20 protein-coding genes and 1 tRNA gene are annotated in these 25,525 nt (G+C 33.1%); 7 read left to right on the forward strand and 14 right to left on the reverse strand.

Features of this window, described 5'->3' with window-relative positions; translation table 11 throughout:
• Window positions 1-11 precede the first annotated feature (11 nt).
• Genes U0R10_RS03825 through U0R10_RS03835 form a run of 3 tightly spaced genes read right to left on the reverse strand, consistent with a single transcriptional unit; the run spans window position 12 to window position 4,910 of the window.
• Complete coding sequence (locus U0R10_RS03825) at window positions 12-2,765, reverse strand: DNA gyrase/topoisomerase IV subunit A (protein WP_377982628.1); 2,754 nt, start codon at window positions 2,763-2,765, stop codon at window positions 12-14.
• Entirely contained in the window at window positions 2,762-3,337 is a 576-nt protein-coding gene (locus tag U0R10_RS03830; RefSeq protein WP_377982629.1) for an NUDIX hydrolase, read from the reverse strand. The genes U0R10_RS03825 and U0R10_RS03830 overlap by 4 nt, the downstream gene beginning before the upstream one ends.
• Window positions 3,330-4,910 carry an NAD(P)/FAD-dependent oxidoreductase gene (locus U0R10_RS03835; protein ID WP_377982630.1) on the reverse strand — a complete coding sequence of 527 codons (1,581 nt, stop codon included), beginning with the start codon at window positions 4,908-4,910 and terminating at the stop codon, window positions 3,330-3,332. Before U0R10_RS03835 ends, U0R10_RS03830 begins: the two co-directional genes overlap by 8 nt.
• Before the next feature lie 44 nt (window positions 4,911-4,954).
• Between U0R10_RS03835 and U0R10_RS03840 the strand changes: the two genes are divergently transcribed.
• On the forward strand, window positions 4,955-6,874 hold the full coding sequence (locus tag U0R10_RS03840; RefSeq protein ID WP_377982631.1) for a thioredoxin domain-containing protein: 1,920 nt from the start codon (window positions 4,955-4,957) through the stop codon (window positions 6,872-6,874).
• Here the strand turns inward: U0R10_RS03840 and ruvC are convergent.
• Window positions 6,867-7,460, reverse strand: a complete 594-nt coding sequence (ruvC, locus tag U0R10_RS03845) for a crossover junction endodeoxyribonuclease RuvC (protein ID WP_377982632.1) — start codon at window positions 7,458-7,460, stop codon at window positions 6,867-6,869. The genes U0R10_RS03840 and ruvC overlap by 8 nt on opposite strands.
• Here ruvC and U0R10_RS03850 point away from each other — a divergent pair.
• Window positions 7,453-8,082 (forward strand): polysaccharide deacetylase family protein, encoded by a 630-nt coding sequence (locus U0R10_RS03850; protein ID WP_377982633.1) that lies wholly within the window; start codon window positions 7,453-7,455, stop codon window positions 8,080-8,082. The two genes, ruvC and U0R10_RS03850, sit on opposite strands and share 8 nt — an antisense overlap.
• Window positions 8,079-8,849 carry a TatD family hydrolase gene (locus tag U0R10_RS03855; RefSeq protein ID WP_377982634.1) on the forward strand — a complete coding sequence of 257 codons (771 nt, stop codon included), beginning with the start codon at window positions 8,079-8,081 and terminating at the stop codon, window positions 8,847-8,849. Before U0R10_RS03850 ends, U0R10_RS03855 begins: the two co-directional genes overlap by 4 nt.
• On the opposite strand, the gene U0R10_RS03860 is transcribed toward U0R10_RS03855, so the two are convergent.
• The gene (locus U0R10_RS03860; protein ID WP_377982635.1) at window positions 8,827-9,531 is read right to left on the reverse strand and encodes an ATP-binding cassette domain-containing protein; all 705 of its coding nucleotides are present in this window, start codon (window positions 9,529-9,531) and stop codon (window positions 8,827-8,829) included. The two genes, U0R10_RS03855 and U0R10_RS03860, sit on opposite strands and share 23 nt — an antisense overlap.
• A gap of 71 nt (window positions 9,532-9,602) precedes the next feature.
• Here U0R10_RS03860 and U0R10_RS03865 point away from each other — a divergent pair, with 71 nt between their 5' ends.
• Window positions 9,603-11,084 carry a xylulokinase gene (locus U0R10_RS03865; protein WP_377982636.1) on the forward strand — a complete coding sequence of 494 codons (1,482 nt, stop codon included), beginning with the start codon at window positions 9,603-9,605 and terminating at the stop codon, window positions 11,082-11,084.
• Window positions 11,085-11,118: 34 nt separating this feature from the next.
• Here U0R10_RS03865 and U0R10_RS03870 read toward each other — a convergent pair.
• From U0R10_RS03870 to U0R10_RS03905, 8 genes are all read right to left on the reverse strand, one after another.
• A tRNA-Leu gene (locus tag U0R10_RS03870) sits at window positions 11,119-11,202 on the reverse strand.
• 87 nt (window positions 11,203-11,289) lie between these two features.
• Window positions 11,290-12,528: an ABC transporter permease gene (locus U0R10_RS03875; protein WP_377982637.1), complete on the reverse strand. Its 1,239-nt coding sequence runs from the start codon at window positions 12,526-12,528 to the stop codon at window positions 11,290-11,292.
• Between the two features lie 81 nt (window positions 12,529-12,609).
• A complete protein-coding gene (locus U0R10_RS03880; protein WP_377982638.1) occupies window positions 12,610-14,625 on the reverse strand; it encodes a phospholipid carrier-dependent glycosyltransferase in 2,016 nt (671 codons plus the stop codon).
• Between the two features lie 5 nt (window positions 14,626-14,630).
• The gene (locus U0R10_RS03885) at window positions 14,631-15,701 is read right to left on the reverse strand and encodes a DegT/DnrJ/EryC1/StrS family aminotransferase (protein WP_377982639.1); all 1,071 of its coding nucleotides are present in this window, start codon (window positions 15,699-15,701) and stop codon (window positions 14,631-14,633) included.
• Between the two features lie 2 nt (window positions 15,702-15,703).
• Window positions 15,704-16,924 (reverse strand): ABC transporter ATP-binding protein, encoded by a 1,221-nt coding sequence (locus U0R10_RS03890; protein ID WP_377982640.1) that lies wholly within the window; start codon window positions 16,922-16,924, stop codon window positions 15,704-15,706.
• Between the two features lies 1 nt (window position 16,925).
• Window positions 16,926-17,729: an ABC transporter permease gene (locus U0R10_RS03895; protein ID WP_377982641.1), complete on the reverse strand. Its 804-nt coding sequence runs from the start codon at window positions 17,727-17,729 to the stop codon at window positions 16,926-16,928.
• A gap of 4 nt (window positions 17,730-17,733) precedes the next feature.
• Window positions 17,734-18,798, reverse strand: coding sequence for a hypothetical protein (locus tag U0R10_RS03900; RefSeq protein WP_377982642.1), 1,065 nt, complete (start codon window positions 18,796-18,798; stop codon window positions 17,734-17,736).
• A gap of 2 nt (window positions 18,799-18,800) precedes the next feature.
• Window positions 18,801-21,440, reverse strand: a complete 2,640-nt coding sequence (locus U0R10_RS03905; RefSeq protein ID WP_377982643.1) for an SLBB domain-containing protein — start codon at window positions 21,438-21,440, stop codon at window positions 18,801-18,803.
• Between the two features lie 137 nt (window positions 21,441-21,577).
• Here U0R10_RS03905 and U0R10_RS03910 point away from each other — a divergent pair, with 137 nt between their 5' ends.
• A complete protein-coding gene (locus U0R10_RS03910) occupies window positions 21,578-23,449 on the forward strand; it encodes a DNA topoisomerase IV subunit B (RefSeq protein ID WP_377982644.1) in 1,872 nt (623 codons plus the stop codon).
• A 2-nt stretch (window positions 23,450-23,451) separates the two neighbouring features.
• Here U0R10_RS03910 and U0R10_RS03915 read toward each other — a convergent pair whose 3' ends face one another.
• Window positions 23,452-23,760 (reverse strand): tetratricopeptide repeat protein, encoded by a 309-nt coding sequence (locus tag U0R10_RS03915; RefSeq protein ID WP_377982645.1) that lies wholly within the window; start codon window positions 23,758-23,760, stop codon window positions 23,452-23,454.
• A gap of 49 nt (window positions 23,761-23,809) precedes the next feature.
• On the opposite strand from U0R10_RS03915, the gene U0R10_RS03920 reads away from it, so the two are divergent.
• A complete protein-coding gene (locus U0R10_RS03920; RefSeq protein WP_377982646.1) occupies window positions 23,810-24,529 on the forward strand; it encodes an electron transfer flavoprotein subunit beta/FixA family protein in 720 nt (239 codons plus the stop codon).
• A 3-nt stretch (window positions 24,530-24,532) separates the two neighbouring features.
• Entirely contained in the window at window positions 24,533-25,483 is a 951-nt protein-coding gene (locus U0R10_RS03925; protein ID WP_377982647.1) for an electron transfer flavoprotein subunit alpha/FixB family protein, read from the forward strand.
• The last annotated feature ends 42 nt before the right edge of the window (window positions 25,484-25,525 follow it).

Below are 25,525 nucleotides of genomic sequence, written 5' to 3' on the forward strand. Positions count from 1 at the left end.
ATGGTTTTAAATTAAAACAAACCTAACTGTTCACCTTTATTTGCTTCTTTGGGTATCGCATCTGTTGAATAGTTTTTAATTTCCAACGGAATATCCTCGATTTCATTCTTAAGAATTTCCCCTTTTATGGTTAGTGGAATATCTTCAACATCAACAGTTGCAGTGGGTTCCGATTCAATAATTGTATCAGAATCCGGTTCTTCCTCTATAATTTCCTCAATAGTAGATTCTGGATCTATTGCTGCCGCCTTTTCTACAATTGGAATAGCTACCGGTTCAGGTGATTGTGCCTCTGTTTCAATAAATTCTATGTCAACTAATTTAGTATAACTCAATTTACTTCCGATTGCTTTCCATCCTCTTACTTCTACCAGTTCATCAATTGGAACAAGCAAAATTTCATTGGTTTTCCCGTCTGGCTTATGTTTGATTTGAACATTTGGTGAATAATTATCAGAAGCTGCTAATAAATTAGATGCTTTATGATCAGAGATAAATAGGAATTTTTTGTCAATTGTTGACGTTTCTATCTTAAACCGCTTTATAAAATGGGACTTATTGGCACCATCAAAATATACAGCTGAAATTATCCCATTGGGATTGAATAACTTTAAATAGAGAATTTCTTCTGCTGGATAGCGATTTGTCAATTCAAAATTTGTTAGCTCGTAATTGCCTGACTTGTAAATACTTAGTATTAAGTCTGTCGGTTGGAAATTACCAATGTAGTCACCATGTTGGTCTCTGTTCAAACGACCAATAGTAGGGTCATACCAAATATCTACACCGCCCAAAGTAGAAACTCCAGCACTTTTTTGTATAATTTTTCTTACCGGATACTTAGTTAATACGTTTCCTAGCGACTCTCTTCCTTTGATGGCCAATTTGGCAAAATCGTAATCAAATTGTTTGATTTTAGCAGTACAATTAGCCGTTAAGCTGATGCTGATTACTTCAGCCTCACCATTTTCATTGGCAGAAAAATAAGTTATTTTAGACTTAGCATCAGCGCCAACTACCCGATATTCGCGATCGCGCGTAACTGATGTAACTTTGAATCTTTTCACATAAGAAACTCCAGATTTACCGTCGGCATAAACTAGGTTATATACCTTACGATCATCATTCTTTTTAAATACGGAAACGTAGAGTACATCTTTGCCAACAAATACTTTTTCTTGAATTTTTGTAACAACACAAGTACCGTTTTGTCTGAATACAATAATGTCGTCTATATCCGAGCAATCCATTACGTATTCATCTTTCTTGAGGCCGTATCCAATGAAACCGTCAGCTCTATTTACATAAAGTTTTTGATTAGCAGCTGCTACCACAGTAGCCGAAATCGTATTGAAACTTTGAATTTCTGTCTTACGTTCTCTCCCCTTACCATATTTCTGAAGCAAGTTTTTGAAGTAATTAATTGCATATCTAACCAAATTAGCAAGGTTATCTTCTACTTCCGCTAATTCTTCAAGAAGGCGCTTCATTAATTCATCAGCCTTGAAACTGTCGAATTTTGAGATCCTTTTGATTCTAATTTCAAGTAGGCGCAATATATCCTCTTCCGTTATTTCACGGTAAAAGTCCTTCTTAAATGGATCTAATCCTTTGTCAACTGTTTCAATGACTAATTCAAATGTTTCACATTCTTCAATTTGACGGTAAATCCGATTTTCAATAAATATTTTTTCTAAGGAGCTAAATAACAAGCGCTCCATTAATTCGTTTTTACGAATTTCTAGTTCTTGTTTAAGTAGGTCAACTGTTTGTGCAGTACTAACTTTTAATATTTCAGCTATACCGATGAAATGAGGTTTATCTTCAACAATAACACAGGCATTGGGTGAAATGGAAACTTCACAATCAGTAAATGCATAAAGTGCATCAATCGTTACATCTGGAGAAATTCCTGGTGCTAATTGAACTTGGATTTCAACATCCTTAGCTGTATTATCAATAACCTTTTTAATCTTAATCTTCCCTGTGTCATTCGCTTTAATGATTGAGTCGATCAAGGAAGTCGTGGTAGTTGTATAAGGTATTTCTTTAATGATTAATGTCTTCTTGTCAAATTCTTCTATGCGCGCTCTGACACGTATTCTTCCTCCACGTAATCCATCGTTGTAATTTGATGCATCCATCAATCCACCAAACTGGAAGTCAGGCAATAATTCTACCTTTTTATTATTCAATAAATCAATGGAAGCCTGTAATATTTCACAGAAATTGTGAGGCATAATTTTGGTCGCTAAACCAACAGCAATTCCTTCTACACCTTGAGCTAATAATAATGGAAATTTTATTGGGAGTGTGATTGGCTCTTTTTTTCGACCATCATACGACAACTGCCAATTTGTTGTTTGCGCGTTAAATACAACTTCATTCGCAAATTTTGAAAGTCTAACCTCGATATAACGAGCTGCCGCTGCACTATCCCCTGTACGATTATCTCCCCAGTTACCTTGGCAGTCGAATAATAATTCTTTTTGACCTAGATTAACTAATGCGTCATTGATGGAAGCATCACCATGTGGATGGTACTGCATGGTTTGCCCAATAACATTGGCAACTTTATTGAACCTACCATCATCCATTTCTTTTAATGCATGAAGTATACGTCTTTGTACTGGCTTTAAACCATCACCAACTGCGGGTACCGCTCGTTCAAGAATAACATAAGAGGCATATTCTAAGAACCAATTTTCATACATTCCTGCTACGGCAATTTGATTCTGTAATTCGCCTTCTATTTGTTCGCTCATGTTAATTTATAATCAATTAATTTAATGTACTGGTAAATGATTAATGCTGTTGCACCCCAAATATCTTCACCTTCATAAGCATATCGCGGTGAATCAACTGGCTCACCATTATAATGAATTTCATGAAAATTTAATTGGTCTGGGTCCTTGAAAAAGGATACAGGTATTTCAAAAATACGATTTATTTCTCTTTTATTAATAGTAAAATCTAGCTTTTTATCTATTTCAATATAATAAGGTTGTATCCAATAATTTGAAATTGGTATCCAATGTGGATTTAATGATTTTAGCTCAGATGTATCAATATCAATTCCTAATTCTTCTTTAACTTCTCGCTGCGCAGTGTAAAGAAGATCCGGATCTGAATGATCTTTCTTTCCTCCTGGAAAAGCCATTTGTTCACTATGATGCCCATCATATTGTGAGCGTTTGATAAATAAAATCCTGTTGCCTAATTCTTGATCATTTAAATGCAAAATTACGACAGAGGCTAGTTTTGCATTTTCCTTTATACTAGTAGCATCGGGAATTTGATTTATCAATCCTAAAACTTTTTCAAATCGATTATGCATGTTTTAGCTTAATTTGGATGGCTTCAGCACATCTTATTCCATCTATTGCAGCAGACATAATTCCTCCTGCATAGCCTGCACCTTCACCACATGGATAGAATCCAAATATTTCGGGGTGTTCTAAAGTTATGGGGTCACGAGGTATTTTTACAGGGGATGAAGTTCTACTTTCCAGGCCAATCAATTGGCCTAAATTACTACTAAAGCCCTTTATTTTTCGATCAAAATCTTGTAAACCTAGTGCGAGCGGTTCAGCAATAAAATCAGGCAAAAATGATCGTATATCCCCCGGAATCAATCCCGGTATATACGATGTTTGATTTGTAGTTTGGCTGGCTTTTCCTTTAATAAAGTCTCCAGTTAATTGAGAAATTGCTTGTTGGGTTCCTCCAGCTAATTCGTTTGCCTTTTGTTCTAGTTGTTCTTGTAAGTACATTCCTGCCAACTCACCATAATCTCGGTAATCTTTGTAATCCTCTGGTGCGATACTGACAACAATGCCTGAATTCGCATATTTTGAATCTCGTCGTGATGGTGACATACCATTGACTACAACCTGATTTTGTGCGGTCGCGGAAGGTACTATAAAACCACCCGGACACATGCAAAATGAAAAGACACCTCGTTGAATACCATGATACTTGGTTTGAGTTACTAAACTAAATGAAGCAGGGGGTAAATATTCTGGACGAGAAGTTAACTTATATTGACATGTGTCAATTAATGATTGCGTATGTTCAATACGCACTCCCATTGCGAAGGGTTTTTGTTCAACTTTAATATTTTTGTCAACTAGATGCTGGAAAATATCTCTGGCGGAATGACCCGTGGCTAAGATTAGTTGGTTAGCCTGAAATTCTTTACCACTTGCAGTGACTATTCCCTTTACCTTAAAATTATCGATCAATATGTCAACTACTTTTTCTTTGAAATGGACTTCGCCGCCAGATTCGATAATTGCTTCTCGCATGGCAGAGATGATTCCTGGAAGTTTGTTTGTTCCGATGTGGGGATGCGCTTCATAAAGTATATTCTTATTGGCCCCATAAGCTACAAATGTTTCTAATACAGCGTCTATATCCCCCCTCTTCGTACTACGTGTATAAAGTTTACCATCAGAATACGTCCCAGCGCCACCTTCTCCAAAGCAATAATTGCTTTCGGAATTAACCACATTATGTTTGTTGATTGCAGCTAAATCTCTTCTTCTATCACGTACATTATTTCCCCGTTCAATTACAATCGGTTTGATTCCTGATTTAATTAAAGTTAATGCGGCGAACAATCCAGCCGGTCCACTACCTATGATTAGTACGGAAGGTGCATTTGATTTCAGTTTATTTCTTACTTGACGTGAGTATAAATCAAATGAAAAATCATGCTCCATTGGATAAAATCCAATTTTTACATTAGCTTTTAATTGACGGCTACGCGCATCAATAGATTTTTTTTCAATACGATACTGACATGAATTTAATAGCTTTGCTCCTACTTCAGCCAATAAAAATTGGTGAAGCAATTCTGGGGAATGTGCCGTTTCAGGATTTAGAATAAATGATTTATATTCAGGCATAAATAATGTTTGCACAAAAGTACTAATCTATTTTAATCTACGTGATGAATCAATTACAAAACCAAGTAAGTCCTTATTTATTGCAACATAAAGATAACCCGGTTCATTGGTTACCGTGGGGAAATGAAGCATTAGATTTAGCGATTAGACTAGATAAACCAATTATATTAAGTATTGGTTATGCAGCATGTCATTGGTGTCACGTCATGGAGCATGAGTCATTTGAAAATCAACAAGTGGCTGATCTAATGAACGAACATTTTGTTTGTATTAAAGTAGATCGTGAAGAACGACCTGATATTGATCATATTTACATGGATGCGTTGCATCAAATGGGTGTTTCTGGAGGCTGGCCATTGAACGTATTTTTAATGCCAGACCAAAAACCTTTTTATGGTGGCACCTATTTTCCTAAGTCAAATTGGCTTCAATTGTTAAACTCTATTCAATCCGCTTTTCAAAATCACAAAGATGAGTTACAGCAATCAGCTGATGGATTTGCCGCCAATTTAGAAGATAAATCCATTGGTTTATATCCAGTTGAATTGAATGAATTAACACCAATTATTCCTGAGGTTCTGGCAAAAATAAGTAAGTATTTAGACCCTATCTTTGGGGGTATTCAAAAAGCTCCCAAGTTCCCCCTCCCCTCATTAACCTTATTTATTGAGTCATTCCCTGAAAAATTAGACACTAATTTTGATGTATATATACATTCGGAAAGACAACTAGAAAAAATGGCTCAAGGAGGTATTTATGATCAGGTGGGTGGTGGTTTTTCTCGTTATTCAGTTGATTCTGAATGGTTCTGCCCTCATTTTGAAAAGATGTTGTATGATAATGCACAATTAGTTTATGTCTATTCAAAAGCATTTCAAAGAACATCAAATCCACTATTTGAAGAAGTAGTTAATTCAACAATTCATTTTTTAAATCGTGAATTAAGGGATAGTTCTGGTTTGTATTTCGCATCGCTAGATGCTGATAGTGAAGGCATTGAAGGACAATTTTATGTATGGGAATTTGAAGAATTAAATTCTATTATACCCTATGAAAAGCATGCTCCTTTCTATCAAGCTTTTCAAATCAAGCGTAATGGTAATTGGGAAGAAAATAAAAATATATTATTCAAGAATCATTCGGTTTTGAATGTAGTTTATGAGAAGGAACTACAAACATTGGCAACTGTTAGGGCTAAACGAATTAGGCCACAAACGGATACAAAATTATTATTGGCATGGAACGCCATGTTAGGATCTGGTTTAGTTCAGGCGAGTAAAGGTTTGAATAATCACAAATTCTTAGAAAATGCTATTGCATTAGAGGAATCAATGATTGGCTTTTGGGATATAAAAAACAATCTATTATTACATCAAATCTCATATTCAAATCAACCGATTTATGCATTTTTAGATGATTATGGTTCTTATGGATTGTTTTTAATTCATTTGTATAATGAAACGGCTAAAGTAATTTATTTAGAAAAACTACGAAAAATAGTTAATGGGGTATACCAAAATCATGACCAAATGAATTATTTATTTAGTTTTCAATCTAATTTGAACGCAGCATTGATTTCTAATAAGTACGAGATAACTGACTCGGTCATACCAGCTTCTAATTCAATGCTTTGTGAATTATTCTTTTGGTCTGGTATTTTGTTAAACGATGTCACATATACTTTACGAGCAAAAGATATGTTGGCCGCTGTTCTTGAACAAGCAGCAGCCAATCCACTTTATCATGCCAACTGGCTTAGAGTATATTCTGAATGGATGGAAAATCCGCAAGCTTTGGTGAAATATAATCCAAGTAATTATGCAAAAAATGAATTGCCTCAATTACGTGTTACGTGGGTACCTATTGTAGATCAGTCACATGCATTTTTGCTTTGCATTGGAGATCGTTGTTTGTCTCCGTGTGAAAGTATAGATGAATTATTAAATCAATATAATTCTATTTAATTCGATCAGGATTTTCATTGACAAAAGCGCCCCAACCCTTCTGCGTACCTTTAACAGATGAAGTTAAATTCTTCGAATGAAAGTGGTGGCAAATAGCAATGCCCAGTGCATCGGTAGCATCATGTAGTTTACTTTCTAGTTTGATACCGCTAATAATTTCAACCATCTTGGAAACTTGTTCTTTGGATGCATTTCCATTTCCGGTAACTGATTGTTTCACTTTTTTAGGTTCGTATTCTGTTATGGGAATTTGTTTAGAATATGAAAGCGACATGACCATACCTTGAACACGTCCTAATTTTAACATTGATTGTACATTTTTGCCAAAAAATGGCGATTCAATCGCTATTTCGTCTGGCATAAATTCTTCTAATAGATGCAAAACGCGTTCATGTATTTTTAGAAACTTGGCGCCCTGAGTAGTGTACTTAGTTAGATTAAGGACACCATACTGCAAAATGGTAACTTTATCTTTGTGCGTTCTTATCAGACCATAACCTAAATACCGAGTACCAGGGTCAATGCCTAATATTATTTTTTCTGCACTAAGGTTTGTATTTTGCATGATAATTTCGCGTATGTTCATTCATCAAATCCCTGCTATAATTCGAAAGGTCTTGCCTAAATTAACGTGGCAATATCAGACTAAAGATGATTCTCGCGAGGTATATTTTACTTTTGACGATGGTCCTACACCTGAAATTACCAATTTTGTGTTGGATTGTTTAGATACTTACTCATTCAAAGCTACTTTTTTTTGTATTGGAAAAAATATGTTGGCGCATCCTGAGCTCGTTCAAGTAATTATTGATAAAGGCCATAGTATCGGAAATCATACCATGAATCATGCGAATGCTTGGAAGTATAAACATCAATCTTACATGCATGATTACCAAAGTTGCCTAGATGTAATTCATAGTTTTGGTGTTAATTCTGTAGGTTTTCGTCCACCATATGGAAGAATAACTAATTACATTTATCACCAAATCAGTCAACTGGAGCCCGTATATATGTGGACATATTTATCTGGAGATTATAATAAGGATTTATCTCCTAGTGATATATTACGGTCGGCGAAGCAGTCAATTAAACCTGGTTGTATTTTAGTCTTTCATGATAGTGTTAAAGCGTTTCCACGATTACGAGTGGTATTACCGGAATTACTCGAATTCTGTAAAAGAGAAAAATATTTATTGAAAGCATTATGATCGATACGCATGCCCATTTATATGACGCACATTTTTTAAATGACATAGATGCTCATATAGCTGAAATTCGTGCAAATGGTGTTCAAGAAGTATGGATGCCAAACTGTGATTCTGAGTCCTGGAAAGACTTAATTATTGTATCAAAAAAATATCCTGATTTTGCCTTGCCGATGATCGGCTTACACCCAACTTATGTTAAAGAGAACTATTTGATTGAATTAGAAAATCTCAAGAACATTTTAGATACACAGAAAGTATTGGCAATAGGTGAAATTGGTCTTGATTATTACTGGGATACTACATTTAAAGCGGAACAAATTATTGCCTTTGAAATGCAATGCCACTGGGCATTAGAACATAAAATTTGGATAGATGTGCATTGTAGAAAAGCCTATGCAGATTTAATTAGAATATTGAAAAAACCAGAGTATGTTGATTTGAGAGGGATTATTCATTGTTTTTCAGGTGACGCTCGTGAAGCTGAAATATTGGTCGGCTTAGGATTTAAATTAGGTATAGGCGGTGTTATTACGTATAAAAATTCAACTTTATTTCAGGATATCAAAAATATTTCATTGGATCATATTGTTTTAGAAACTGATAGCCCCTACCTCACCCCTGTACCTTTTCGCGGTAAGCCCAATAGTCCAAGTTATATTCCTATTATAGCACAAAAATTGGCAGATTTATATCAAATTTCCTTGGAAGAGTTAGTGGCTAAGACGTCTATGAATGCAAGCCAACTTAAATCGTATGCTGGTTATTAATCCAATAATCCGTTGCTTGTTTCCATGAGATCATGGCATCTTTCAATCTTAGAGCTATTTTATTTTTTGAATTCCAAAATTTAGTCCTATTCCCTTGAAAGATTAGTTTCCCCTTTTCCATGATTCCAATCTTTTGACTTAAGCGAATAATATCACTTAAATCATGGCTAATCAATAAACATGGGATTTGCCTGCTTTCAATTAATTGTTGTAAAATAGTTGAAAATTCCATTTTTTGTTCTGTATCCAATTGACTAAATGGCTCATCAAGAATCAAATATTCAATTGGTTTACTTACTGCTTCAATCAAGGCTATTTTTTGTTTTTCCCCTCCAGATAACATTTGAATCTTTGATTTTAATAGATGTTGAATATGAAACATCTTAATATACAATTTGACTAATTTGGTTTTATTAAGCTCAGTTTCTTTTTGAAATAGAAAATTTAAATAATCCTCAACGGTATGATGCGGTTTTAAATGAAGTGATTGTGGAACATAACCCGCTACTATAAATTGAGGAATCAATCTTTCTGAGTTATTATTTACTTCGAAGCCATTTGACTTGATAGATGAGTCATTCGATAGATTTAGACCAACAGCAATTTTTGCGACTGTGCTTTTACCTGAACCACTTTTACCAATTAATGAAAAAATTTCACCTTTATTGATCTCAATTTTCACTAGAGACAGATTAAAATGAGGATTAACTTGGTAACTTGGTATGATTATTTGTAACATCTAAACTGAAAATTATGCTTTTGTGTGGCGTTGATGTAGGTACATCGTCGATTAAAGTTAGTGTTGTTGACGCAGCAAACCAACAATTAATTTATTCTACTTCATACCCTGAAATAGAAAATGAAATATCAGCACCTGAACCTGGTTTTGCTGAACAAGATCCAGAACATTGGTGGACTTGTGTTAAACAAGCTATATTAAAAGCTAACTTTTCTAAATCGTATAATCCTAAGGATATTGTTTCTATTGGTATTTCATATCAAATGCATGGATTGGTTGTAATTGATAAAGAATACCAAGTATTGAGGCCATCAATTATTTGGTGTGATTCTCGTTCAATTGAAATTGGAAGTGAGGCTTATGCAGGAATTGGGAAATCGTATTGTGAAAACAACCTGTTGAATTCGCCGGGTAATTTTACAGCATCAAAATTAGCTTGGGTTAAAATTAACCAACCAGAAATTTACGAAAAGATACATTTAGCCATGTTACCGGGTGATTTCATTGCTGGACGATTAACGAATGTATTTACTACAACAAATTCAGCGTTGTCTGAGGGGATATTTTGGGATTTTAAAGCTAATGATCTTTCAATTCCATTAATGGATTATTTTGGTTTTGATTCAAGTATGATACCTGATGTTCAACCTGTATTTTCAAATCATGGAATCATAGCAGTTAATGTTGCTAAGGAACTTGGTTTAAATCACCAAGTTCAAGTCACATATAAGGCAGGGGATCAGCCAAACAATGCTTTTTCATTGGGAGTTTTGGAGCCTGGTGAAATTGCTACTACTGCTGGGACCTCTGGAGTAGTTTATGGAGTAAGTGATTCGCTAACTTTTGATCAAATGAATCGTGTTAATTCGTTTGCCCATGTTACACATACCAAAGATAAAACACGTGTTGGAGTTTTAATGTGTATTAATGGTACCGGAATTCTTAATCGTTGGGTCCGTCAAAATATAGCTTCAGATTTGTCTTATAATCAAATGAATAATTTAGCGAGTCAATCACCTGTCGGTTCTCGTGGACTTGTTTGTTTGCCTTTTGGTAATGGAGCAGAGCGTATTTTTCAAAACAGAAATATTGGTGCGAGTTTTGATAACTTAGATTTCAACCAACATAGTAAAGCTGATTTGATTCGTGCTGCCCAAGAGGGAATTGCATTTTCTATGGCTTATGGTATCGAAATGTTAAACGCAACAGGAATAAAAGCGAATAAACTGAAAGCTGGTTATGCCAATATGTATTTAAGTGATGTTTTTACATCTACTTTAGTCAATGCTTCAAATGTATCTGTAGATTTATTGGAGTCTGATGGTTCCTTTGGAGCTGCTCTCGGTTCTGGATTTGGTTTAGGCTATTATCATTCTGCTAAAGAGGCAGTTTCTAATATTAAACGAATAAATACCTATGAACCCAAAGTAGAATTGTTATCAAAAACTTTAGATGCTTATTCGTATTGGAAGGAATCAATTACCCAAAAGCTCTAAAAAGGCAAAGCCTCTCAATTTCTTGAGAGGCTTGTACCCAGAGCCGGAGTCGAACCGGCACGGGCTTGCACCCACGGGTGTTTGAGACCAGCGCGTCTACCAATTCCGCCATCTGGGCAATTAAATCAAACCAATTGGCCTAATTGCTCTGTAAAAGTAGGGCAAATTCAAATCTAAATCAAGTCCTTATTAAATTATAATTGATTTATTCGTATCGTAAGGCGTCCACAGGATCTAATTTAGAAGCTTTAAATGCAGGGTAAATTCCTGAAAATAAGCCAACTAAAACGCAAATAATTATTCCTACTGTCATCCATAACCAAGGAATAATAAAACTTGCAGCTCCTGAACTTATTCCTTGTGCAATTAAGTTTCCGATGGGAATAGCTAATATGATTCCCCCTATTCCTCCAATCAAACAAATAACAATAGCTTCTATTAAAAACTGTTGTAAAATTCTAAAAGGGGTTGCTCCCAAAGATTTTCTAATTCCAATTTCTCTAGTTCTTTCAGAAACTGAAACCATCATAATATTCATTAAGGCAATTGATGCTCCTAGTAATGTAATAAATCCAATCACAAAACCACCTAATTGTAAACTAGAAGTAATACTTTCGAAACTTTTAGCAATAGAATCAGATCTATCTAAAGAAAATGAATCCTCTGATGTAATTGGATCCATTCGCACTTTGCGCATGACGCCCCTCGCCTCTTCCATGAAATTATCTAGGTTTTCTACCTTAGTTGAAGATGTTGTGATATCAAATGTCAAATTACGACCTACAGCCATTTTACGACCTGTCTCTAAAGGTACCATGACAACTCGGTCATCACCTCCACCCATCATATTTCCTTTTTTAGCAAGAATACCAATGACTTTGAGTCTTATGCCATTCACTAAAATTTCTTGATTTATAGGATTCTTTTTTTCAAAAAGTTGGTTAATAACATCAACACCTAACAAACAGACATTTACTGCATTAGTGAATTCATTGGTTGAAAAATTTCTTCCGCCACCAACCTTATAACCTTTTAATTCTATAAAGTTGTCGTCTATTCCTATTAAGCGAGTATTTGGATTAGTTTTTTTAGATAAATATTTGGCGATAGCATTATTTGACACATTGGTTTTTAATGAAACCTTACCTTTCGGTGCGAAAAGTATTTTATATCTAGAGGCTTGTCTATAATCTATATTCTTGAATCTTTTCTCTTTTTGTCCCTCCCGTCTTATTTGATTTGCTGGTCTATTTCGAATGTCAAAGGAATTTGCCCCTAAGCCAGAGAATGAATTATCTACGGAACTTTGTATACCATCTATAGCTGTTAGTATACCAACTAATGATGTGATCCCCAATGAAATTATTAAAGCTGTTAAGATCGTTCTTAACAAATTACCTTTAATTGACCTTAAGCCTTCTGCAATATTTTCCTTTATATTCATTTCAGGTGCAATTTATCAGAAACTAAATGATTTTGAGAACCGTCAGTAATTTGAAACAACCATTAGTCATTTAATACAGACTCACCTCAATTTACGAATGTAGTAATCTTCTCCTGGTACGATTACACCTTCTTTTATATGGGTATTAGTACCTAAGCGGATGTCCCCTGCTATTGGCTTAATTACTGATTTAGCAAAAAATAAATAATCAGCCTTCAAAGGTATTTTCTGCAGTCCTTGTTCAAATGGGTTGATTGGTATCAATCTTCTTGAAAAATGAGGACCCCACAATGGATATTCATAATCATCATTAATTGTTGCTAATGCAACTGTGGCATTTAATGGTACAATAGAGTCGTATTTAGCATATGCTTGATAAATATCAGGCCTAGAAATGGTTAATGCTTCCATTCGAGAAATTTTAAAAATCGACGGCTTATTGTATGCTCCAAATGGTAATGCTCTTTTATGAAAAATTATGGTGCTTAAACCTGTAAATGAAATTAATATCGAAGAAACAATTAAATAAATTTTACCTAATCTATTGTTCTGAAACAGTGAGTTTTGATTTAACCAGTTTCCTAAAATTGGAATAACAAACACGAAAGAACTTAACATATATCTTCCTTTCCAGGGATCATATGGTGCAGTAAATGAAAGAGCTAGCATATGTAATAGAAATGCTGCAATAAAGAAGTAGTAAACGCTTTTACTTCTTCTTAAGAATAAGACTATAATAGAAGGAATAATTAAAATGATAAATATAACTCCATAAATAGGTGTGCCATTGTAAAATTCGAATCGTCGATTAAACGAAAATGGAATAATGGTAAATGATGTCTCTTGTTCCAGGCCAATTTTTAATTTTTCATCTATTCGCTTTAAAGCTGGTTTTAATGACTTTTGAAAATTTTCAACAACACCAATATTTCGCAAACCATCTAAATTAATTAAATCTAAATTGTATCGAATAAAGTTCCGGCTACCATGAGCTAACAAATTTTTAAAATTACCAGCTCTTTCGATCGATTGATGTTGGGTAGCAGTTGTTGGGCCAATGGGGTGCCCATAATAGTTTAAATTACTGATATAGCCAGTTGGTAACGTAATTATTAAAATGAAAAATATATGGGCTAATAAAAAGTGTTTTAAACTATATTTCCAAGATAAAAAAGTCATGTTTCTTACTATGTAGACTAATAGAATACACAATGGCGTAAATGAAAAAACGAAAGTGATTTTGTGACTTAATGCTATAGAAAAAGCAATAGCGGCTAGATATAAATATAGTGTTTGCTGCGATTGTTTAAAGCTAAATAGAAAATATACATAGGATACTAAATAAGCTGCTAATACGATATCTGTATCTGTTGATGTTGATTGTATAATGGCAATAGGTACGAATAATACCATTGAAGCACAGAATACCCGAATAATAAAGGGTACAGATAATCTTTTTAATATACCATATGTTCCTATAAATAGAATCCAATATGCCGACATATTGGGTAGCTTAAAGAAATGCTCATTCCAATTAGACATTAAAAATGGATAAGCTTGTATTGACGAGAAAGCTTTAGGATATGTATCAATATTCCAATTAGTACCTATAAAGTGTTTAAATGATCCATTTTGTAAGAAGTATAGAATCCGATTTAAATGCCCCGTCATACTATCCCATTCATTTGGTGGTGAATAGAAAGTAATAGATAGTTGTATCAAATGAATTAAAATAAATGAAACTAATAAGATGGCAAAGGCTAGTCTTTCAGTTTTTGTTGACGACTTATAGACCTCATGGAATTTTTGTATAGCTCTACCAGTTATTTTGAATGAAGAAGCATTTAGCCGCTCAGCTTGAAAAATTGAATTTGAGAATAATTGAAGAAAACCAATGATAACAAGAAAAGGCACTATTGACCATGATATAGTGCTGTTCCAAATATTTAGTTCTGATAATATATACCCCGAAAGTATAATACTTGCACTATATAGTATATAGCCAATGATAAATATTTCCTCAAAAATTTTACTAGAAATCTTAGAGGCTATTTTAATACATAGTAATACAAAAGTGATGAATACTATGAAATACATAAGATTTAGGAGTAATAAGAATTAATAATATCGACTACTTTAATTATCTCCTCATTGGATATAGTAGCAGAAAGTGGTAAGCATAAAATGCGCTTAGAAATATCTTCTGAAACTGGACAAGATGGGGCATTAACAAAAGGTAATGTATTTAAAGAGGGATAGAAGTACCTTCTAGGTGTAACATTTTCATTTATTAAATTTTCAACAATTTGATTAAGATCATTTTCTGAAGCTAAGACGATCGGATAATAACTATAATTTCGTTTAAGATCAGCATTCCATTGAATCCTCTGTAATTGATTACATAATTTAGAATCATATAATTCACAAGCATGTTGGCGATGTGATTTGATTTCTTCGAAATGAGTTAGATTAACTAAGCCCATAGCTGCATGAAATTCAGAATTTTTGCCATTTATTCCTGCTGATAAATAAACGTCGCCTTTATGCCCAAAACTTCTTAGTTCACGAACTTTATTAGCGATTTTGGCATCCTTAACAATAACAGCCCCCCCTTCAACAGTGTGAAAAATTTTAGTCGCATGAAAACTACATGTAGTTATATCGCCATATGAGAAAATTGAATTTCCTTTATAATTCACACCAAAGGCATGGGCTCCATCATAAATCAATGCAATTCCTGCATATCTAGCTAATTCTTCCTGTAATTCTAAATCACCAGCATTACCGTAAACATGTGTTGTCAATATGGCTTTAGTTGACGATGTTAACTTTGAAGCAATTTGAGAACTTTCAACTGTTAATGAAACGGGGTCAATATCAGCGAAAATCGGATTGCAATTTTCCCAAAGTAATGAATTTGTAGTTGCGCAATAGGAAAATGGTGTAGTAATCACGTCCCCTGTGATGTTATACGCTTTTAATGCCAACTGCAAGGCAATGGTACCATTTCCAGTAAAAATAAGATGTTCTACTTCTAAAAATTCAGCTAACTTCTTTTCTAGTTCAAGTAATAAAGGCCCATCATTTGTTAGATGATTAGAAGACCATATTTTTTCTAAATATGCGACATATTCTTTTAAATCAGGAAGAAATGATTTAGTTACATGAAGCATATTTAAATTGAATTAGAAATTTGAGCGATTGGGAAATCAAAATTAGGTCGAACATAACCTGGCCATTTGCCATACCATGTCGTATCTACTCGATGATCAGCAATCTCGAAATTGAACACTTCTTCAAAATTGTGCAATACAATTGACTTGTCTTTCACAACCATAAAGGAAATTAAATAACTTCCATCATTCATGAAATTTGCAGGAATTTCAGTTTTAGCTTGAATAACACCTATTTGACATTGTCTTACTGGTGTACTAAGATTAAAAATACATTCACCTGTACTTGCATAAACATGCAAACTGATATTTAAATTTTGATTAGCCAGAGTATTCCAAAATTCTATATTTAGAGAAAAAGAATTTCTGACATCCATATACGTTTGGCTTTCAAACAATTTGGGTACAAGAGTACATGATTTTAATCTAACAATATCATTACCTGGGGCGTTTGCGAAATCATTAAAATGCTGCTCATATACATTTTGCTGCATATTAGCCATATAATTATTGATTACTTCGCCAGTTTCTCCAAATTGCTTTACCTTACCTTTTTCTAAATGTAAAGTTTTATTACATAAATTAGCAACTGCAGTCAAATTATGACTAACGAATAGAATGGTACGATCATTGGCTGCAACCTCTTTCATTTTACCAAGAGATTTCTTTTGAAAATCCGCGTCACCAACAGCCAAAACTTCATCAACAATTAGTATTTCAGGATTTAAATGAGCAGAAATAGCGAAACCCAAACGAACATACATTCCAGATGAATAACGTTTTACAGGAGTGTCTAAAAACTGGGCTATTTGATTTCCAGCAAATTCAACGATCTGATCAAATTGAGATGAGATTTCTGCTTTAGACATGCCTAATATCGCACCATTGAGGAATATATTTTCTCTTCCGGTTAATTCTGGATGAAATCCTGTACCTACTTCTAAAAGACTAGCTACCTTACCTCTTACATCAATATGTCCTTTTGTAGGTTTAGTTATCCGACTTAATATTTTTAACAAAGTAGATTTACCCGCACCATTATTACCTATAATCCCGAGCTTATCTCCTCTTTTTAATGAAAAGGATATGTCGTCTACAGCCCAAAATTCTTCTTTTGGAGTAGATTTAAAAAATTCTGTAAATCCATTCCTAAGTGATTTAGCCTCATTTTGTGTGGCTAATTTATATTTTTTTGAAACTGATTCAACCTCAATTATATTCATTTTACAAGTGGTCAACGAATGAGTCTTCCCGAATATCAAATATCCAAAGTCCAATGATTAATATTATCAAACTAGTAAATCCTGCAATAATAAAATATTGAAAAGAAAATAGGGAGTAATTTGATATGAGACAGAATCTGAATAATTCTACAAAAGAAGCTAAAGGATTTAAAAATGAATAAAAAGGAAACCAAGATTTGGTGATAAATTCATTTGACGTATATACAATTGGCGTAATAAAAAAACCATATTGTACTATCAAAGGTATTGCCTGCAATAAATCTCTGAATTTTACAGCAAATGAGGCAAAAATTAAACCAAGACCTAAACTAAATATGGTAGTAATTATTAATGCTAATGGTAAAAAAATAATTGTTTCTGGTATCGGTTGGTGTAACCCCAAAAGTAAAATGATGTAAACGAATAGACCAACTAAAAAATCAACTAATGTTACCGCTAGGCTAGAAATACAAATAATCAATCTAGGAAAATAGACTTTTGAAATAAGATTGCCATTTATTAAAATCGACTGACTTATTGATTGAAATCCATTGGCAAAGTAATTCCAAAATAGTATTCCTGAAAATATCACTAATTGAATTGGGTAGCCTGAGAAATCCTTAATATTAGCTACATTTTTAAATGCAAATAAAAAAACAAGCATCGTGGCCATAGGTCGTATAACAGCCCAAGCTACACCTAAAATTGTTTGTTTGTATCTAACAGAAATATCACGTTTAGCTAAAATAACTAAGAGCTCATAATCCTGACTTATTTCCTTAAACTTGGATATTATTTTATTCATGAATCTATTTAGACATCATTTCTTTGTATATCCTAACTACATTAAGCACAAAACTACTTAGGAAAACACCCAAAATTATACCAATTAAAGTAATAGGACCATAAAAATGCCGTATACCAACAGTACTAATTTCAGGTTCTGATATAATTGTAAATAAGGGTGTTTCTTTGGCTAAAGAAAACTTAAGATTATCATAATTTCTAACGGACTCCAGATACATACCTTGAAGCTGTTGTGAAGATAATTGCAATCTTTCTGCAATTATTCTAGCTCTTTGAAAAATGATTTGTTGGTTCTGATCATTATAGTTTGCCAATTTACCTTGAGTATAATATAATGCAGATCGCAAAGAATCAACTCTTTTATCCATCAATACTAATAACTCCTGAGACTTTTTAGTTTTAGTGTCTATGTAAAAATTAGTAACTGTCTTAAGATATAATTTAGCCCAGATATAGGATAAAGTATCATCTCTAGTTTCAACTGTAAGTGTTTGAAATGTAGACTTAGGGTTATCATTTATTATAACCGTCTGACCTTTAAGAAAATCATACAACGCATCAAGTATATTTCTATCTTGAGCAGATAATTTATTTATATCCGATGTTTTGAAACGATGGTTGTAGAAATCTTCCGGACGATTTTTCCATTCAAACTCTCCTATTCTTGACTTTTCTAAAAATATATTGGCAAAGATTCCTTCCTTCTTACCATAGCGAATTTTAGTTAGCAAGGCTTTTCTGAATATAGACTTTGTCTTTAATAACTCTTTAAAATTTTCACCGCTAAATAAAGATGCATTACTTCCCATTCCTCCACCTATTCCAAAAGAATTTGCTAATTCCAATAAACCACCGGCATTACCTCCACTATCACCATCAACAACAAATACGATTTCAGTTTTAAAGTTTACATCTTGTACTTTATAGTATTCATACCCACCTCCAACTAATAAACCTATAAAAGCTCCAATAGATAATACTTTTTTATTTTCCTTAACATAAGGAATAACCAAAAGGCATTTTAAAATAAGACGCTTAAATGAAAATTGATCTTGCTGTAATTCCATAATTAATTTGCCGTTGCTTTGATAAGTGTAATAATTCCAATTACACTAGTAACAGTACCTGTTAGTACAGAAACTAACTGAAAAACTTGTTGAGCCGAATTTGCATTTTTAATGTTTCTAGGAACAATAATTTCTGCCCCTCTTTCTATCTTAGGGAAATATCTAATAAATAGAAATGTTCTTGCTCTTTTAACTGAGCCATTTGAATACAAAACATAAGCTCTCTTTCTTGCTGAATTGGATGTAAATCCTCCTGCTTCTGATATAAAATCTTTAAATGATTTACCCTCATTATATTTTACACTATTAGGATATAAGACTTCCCCTGTAACCTTAACCGTCTGAGGTTGTCTAGGTATATCAATAATATCACCTTCGTTTAAAAACAAATCTTCTTCCCCACCTGGATTATTTATTGCTGCCAAAAGATTAATGCCAATCAATTCAGTATTTTTTGTAATGGATTCATCGTTTTTAATTACTACTCCATTGAAGTTATCTTGTATTTGATTCAACTGTTCTTTTTTTCGAGTTTTCTCTGATTCAGTAAGAACATTTTTTCGAATTAATTTGGCACCTTGAGGATATGCTTGGTTGTTTAAACCACCTGCTCTAGCGACAAGTTCAGATAATCTTTCGTCCTTTTTTTCTAATCCATAAACTCCAGGGAAAACTAATTGTCCCTGCATGGTTACGAACTGTTGCAGCTCATAATTTGGAGAGGTTCGTATGAAAACCTCATCAAATGGCATTAGCTTGTATGATGAAGCCGTAACGTCTAACTGAAGATTTTTACTAATACCGAATCTTACAATTTCAGCTATTTGAGAATTAATTAAGTTAGGGCTGTCTAGTCCAATATTTTTCTTCCGACGCACAATTTCTACGAACCCTGTAGCAGCAGATTCCCTTAATCCTCCTGCTTTTAAAATTAAATCTTCTACTGTCATATTCTCTACATATGGCAAGGTAAGTTTAACTTGTCTATTGATTAAGGAGTTACTTATGTTATCAGATTTCAATTCATTTGCAATCTCAGTATCAATATTAATATTGTCTTCTTCTTCTAAATTATCTGCCTCTGGTGATTGATTATTGCTTTTAATTTGTAGTTTGTTAGTATTGCTTTGGTTATTTCCTTGTGAATTTTCATTAGAAAATTTAACTCCCGCTTTAGAAATGTTTTTATCTGGATCCTTCGATTTATTTACTTTCTTAACAATATTAATTTCGCCGTGAATAGTAACCGTATATTTTTCGCGCAAATCTAATATTGAGAAAATTGAAATTTTATCTTCGCGTCTCAACACAACATCTTTTGATTTATCTCTCAAAATATCTTTGAGGTTTACAGAAAGATTTGTTCTTGACAAATCGTCATTAATTCTCTCAATTAGTACCCGATCTAAAAAGGCATCTTCTTTTAAACCACCGGCACGATTTATAACTTTCAATACCGACTCATTGCCATCTAAGGCAAAATCACCCGGACGGAATACCTCTCCAATCACCGTGATTTTATTTTCAAATCTGTCTTTGTCTATTGATTCGATTTGAATTAAATCACCTGATTGAGGATAAAATGAATTATATATTTCTGCATTAATATCAATTAATTTTCTGTCACGACTCGTATATCTTGTTACTTTAACTAATTCTTTATACGCATCTTCTGTAAATCCCCCTGCAAAATTTGATAAGACATATTCTAAGTTTTCATTGGGTAATACTTCAAATAAAGCTGGACGCTTAATTTTACCTTTTACTTCTATCCTTGATTTATAAACACCAACTTTTATGATATCCTGATCTTGTAGTATCATATCATTTCGTTGAATGCCTGATGTTAAAAAGTCATATAAGTCTACCTTTCCTACTAACTTTCTATTTCTAATTAATTGTATTTCTCTAAAAGTTCCATTTTCAGTGGGTCCTCCAGCTAAATATAAAACATTCATTATTCTTGCCAGAGATGGTACAGAGTATGTACCTGGAAACATCACCTCCCCTTGAACAGTCACTCCAATGGTACGTATATTGCCTAAGGTTACACTAGCAGTTAAAGAATTAGGAGTTGAATTAGTTGCGCCTTGTTTAAGTCCAATAAAAATTTGAGATAGCCTGTTTATTATTTTAGTTTTTGCTTGTTCTATAGTTAAGCCTGCTACAAAAACATTTCCGATTCTATTGATCTTTACATAACCATCCGGACTTACAATTAAATTGTAGTGTTCTTCAGAATAGCCATTTATGTCAACAATTAGCTCGTCCTCCGGACCTACTATATAATTAATAGGAGTTGCAATTTTTAGATTCGGTTCAAAAACTCCTATTTTATTATTAAAAATAGAAAAACCGAAAATTTTCTTTCTTAAATTAACAATTGCCGTATCGATTTCTTCAGTTAAATCTAAATTTGTTCTATTTGTAATCAGGCTATCTCTTAACTTTTTTTGTTGAGTGCTGTAAGTGACACTTCTTTTAGAACTATTACTAGTTCCCTGGGGAACCATATTGTTTGAAGAATTATTAGAGCGCATTAATAATTGACTTGGAATTCCAGTCATTGGTAACATCTGAGCTTCTACCTGTAAACTTATAATGATTATTACTATTGCTAAGTATAATTTTCTAAGCGCCATGTTTTTATAAATTATCATGATATTAAGATGCGAAATAACGAAAAAAAGCGGAGCATTCCTTAACTTTATGAAAATCTTTGCATGCAGAATATGCTTGTAACATATGTTATATTTTATGTTTTGAACGTTATTTAATTATGGAAAATTCAATCCCTGTATATAATGATGATAGTATTAGATCATTAGATTGGAAGGAGCACATAAGGCTTCGACCAGGTATGTATATAGGTAAATTAGGTGACGGTTCGTCTGTTGATGATGGCATTTATGTACTGGTAAAAGAAATCATGGATAATTCAATAGATGAACACATGATGGGAAATGGCAAACATATAGATGTCAAGATTTCAGATCACAAAGTTGAAGTTCGTGATTTTGGTCGCGGTATTCCTTTAGGTAAGGTTATTGATTGTGTTTCAAAAATTAATACCGGTGGTAAATATGATTCAGGAGCATTCCAAAAATCTGTAGGGTTGAATGGTGTGGGTACGAAAGCAACTAATGCGCTTTCAAGTTATTTTAAAGTGCAATCTTATCGCGATGGACAAACGAAGTGGGCAGAATTCAGTAAGGGTGAATTAGTTAAGCAATCTGTTGATTTTGAAACGACAAACTCTAAAAGTGGAACATATATTTGTTTTGAGCCAGATAATACTGTTTTCAAGAATTACCACTTTATCCCTCAATACTTAGATTCGTTATTTTGGAATTATGCTTATTTGAATGCCGGTTTGACAATTAACTTCAATGGTCAAAAGTATTTTTCCGAAAATGGTTTGTTTGACCTTCTTTCGAAAAAGACTAATCAAGAAGAAAATCGTTATCCTATCATTCATCTTAAAGGTAATGACATCGAGATGGCGATTACACACAATAATCAGTACGGAGAAGAATATTACTCTTTTGTAAATGGCCAAAACACAACTCAAGGCGGTACTCATTTAGCAGCTTTTAGAGAAGCATTAGTTAAAACTGTTAGAGAATTTTTTAAAAAGGAATTTGATCCTTCAGACGTCCGAGCTAGTATTGTTGGTGCCATAGCTATTCGTGTGCAAGAGCCTGTTTTTGAATCACAAACAAAAACAAAATTAGGTTCAACTAATATTGCACCCGATTCATCTTCTCCATCAATCAGGACGTTTATTGGAGATTTTGTTAAAACCGAGTTAGATAATTTTTTGCATAAAAATCCAGCTAGTGCAGATGCTATTTTAAAGCGTATTCTACAATCTGAAAGGGAACGTAAGGACATTGCAGGTATAAAAAAGCTCGCTAATGAACGTGCAAAGAAGGCGAATTTACATAATAAGAAATTACGTGATTGTCGTATTCATTTATCAGATGAAAAAGCAGATTCAAAACATGAGACTGTTCTTTTTATAACTGAGGGTGATTCAGCAAGTGGTAGTATTACAAAATCTAGAGATGTTCAGACCCAAGCAGTATTTAGCCTAAGGGGTAAGCCACTTAATAGTTATGGACTGACCAAAAAAATAGTTTATGAAAACGAGGAATTTAACCTTCTTCAGCATGCTTTAGATATTGAAGATTCATTAGATAGTCTCAGATATAATAAAATTGTTATTGCTACCGATGCAGATGTCGATGGAATGCATATTCGTTTACTTATTTTAACATTTTTTCTTCAATTTTTTCCAGATTTAGTTCGAAATGGTCATCTATATATTTTAGAAACTCCTTTATTTAGGGTTAGGAATAAAAAGGAAACTATATATTGTTATTCAGATGAAGAGCGAAGAAATGCAATTGAAAAATTAGGTCCCAAGCCAGAGATTACTCGATTTAAAGGACTCGGCGAAATTTCGCCTGAAGAATTCGGGACATTTATTGGAGAAAATATTAAGTTAGAACCTGTGATTTTAGAAAAAGATTTCACAATTCCTCAACTTTTAAATTATTATATGGGTAAAAATACCCCAGAGAGACAAAAGTTTATAATTGAGAATCTAATTATAGAAAAAGACATTGAGGAGACATTATTAGCTTAAGTTCAGCTATTTATTTCAATTAATTGCTTTAATTCATTCAACATTTTTGTATTCTTGGTAATTAAAGTAAGTTCTATCCCTTTTATAGCTATTTTGTCTGCTTTCTCATTTTGATTATTCGAATAAAGGTATTCTGCATACATATAATAAGTGGGAAGATAGTTATTGAATCTATCTAAGAGCAATTCTAGAGTATTTTCAAATTCAATATGATTAGCTAGTTTTCGGTATTCTAATGCCAATAAATAGTAATTCATTGGATTTTGTGGTTCTAACTTAATTTCATTTTCTATAAATTCTTTTCTGTTCATTTTAATTTGTTAAAACAATTTAGTATGCTTGCATAACAAAATTGCAATTATGAAAATATTAGTTTGTATTTCATGTGTTCCTGACACCACTTCAAAGATAACATTAAGTGATAATAAGAATTTTAATTTGAGTGGTTTAACTTATATCGTAGGCCCTTATGATGACTATGCTTTATCACGCGCTATAGAGCTTAAAGATTCGCACAATGCAGAGGTAGTTGTTTTACATGTTGGAAATGTAGATTCTGAACCATTAATTAGAAAGTGTTTGGCATTGGGCGCTGATCGTGCCATACGTATTGATACAGAACCAATAGATTCGATTCAAGTTTCAGATTTGATATCTAATTTTTTACGTGATAATCCATTTGATTTGATTTTAATGGGTAAAGAAACAATTGATTACGGCAATGCACTAGTTCCTGCCCTAGTGGCATCCAATCTAGGTATGCCTGTTTTCAGTCCAGTTCAAAAATTGAATGTTTCTGAAGATAACATTGAAATTGAAGTGGAAACTATAGAAGGTAAAGCTTCAATTACTACCCATTTTCCCGTTGTATTAGGATGTCAAGAGCCCATAGCAGAGTGGAAAATTCCAAATATGCGAGGCATAATGTCAGCAAGGGCTAAAGAAATTTTAATTATCCCTGCTGGTAATTATGAGGGTGACAAGTTGGTGAAGGTAGAACTTAATGAGTCTAAGCGAAAAGGCATATTCATTGATTCAAACAATCCAGAAGAATTAATTGACATTTTATTTAATGCATAAATTATGAATAACGTAGCATTGTTTGTTGATTTCAAAAATGGTCGATTGTCCAAGAAGTCATCTAATTTACTTTCGAAAGTAATTCAATTAAATTTTGATCAAATTACCTTATATACATTTAAAAAGAGTAAAGAATATTTTTTATCAGCGGATATTAATACTGAATTAGTTTTAGTCGATCTTAATTCATCTGTGTCAATCACAGATAATGAATTAGTGGCTATTTTATCAAATGATCTTTCTAAGAGAAAAATTAAAGTGGGTTTTGCTATTAAATCTCTATTGATAGACAATTTGATTCCTCAATTAGCAATTTCATTAAAATCGACAGTTAAGTCTCAAATTCTTGATTTTGAAATGACTGGTGATCAATATTGTTATACCACTAGTGTGTTTAATAATAAAGCAATTGCTCAATATATAGGCTCTTTAAATTCTTGTTTTTATATAGTGACAAATAACTTAAAGTTAGCTACATCACCGCAAGAAAAGTTAAACGAAATAGCAATTACTCCAGATATATTACCAATTCCAAAATCAAATTACACAGTTAAATCAATAGATAAAGTTGAGAATGAAATTTCTTTGAACGATGCAGAAATTGTTGTTGGTGCTGGTAGGGGTCTAAAAGATCCTAATAATTGGGATATGATCGAAGAATTAGCTTCCTTATTAAATGCTGCCACAGCATGTTCGAAGCCAGTATCTGATCTTGATTGGAGACCGCATCATGAGCATGTGGGGCAAACTGGTGTTAAGATATCCCCCAATATTTATATTGCATGTGGAATTTCCGGAGCTATTCAGCATTTAGCAGGGGTTAATTCTTCCAAAACTATTGTAGTAATTAATAATGATAAAGAGGCGCCTTTCTTCAATAATGCTGATTACGGAATTGTTGGTGATGTGTTTGAAATAGTGCCAAGGCTTATAAATAAACTAAGAAATAGATAAATATAGGGCTTCATTTGGTATATTTACAATTATTTTCTAAAT

Source organism: Aquirufa avitistagni, assembly GCF_042715545.1.
Classification (GTDB): Bacteria; Bacteroidota; Bacteroidia; order Cytophagales; family Spirosomataceae; genus Aquirufa; species Aquirufa avitistagni.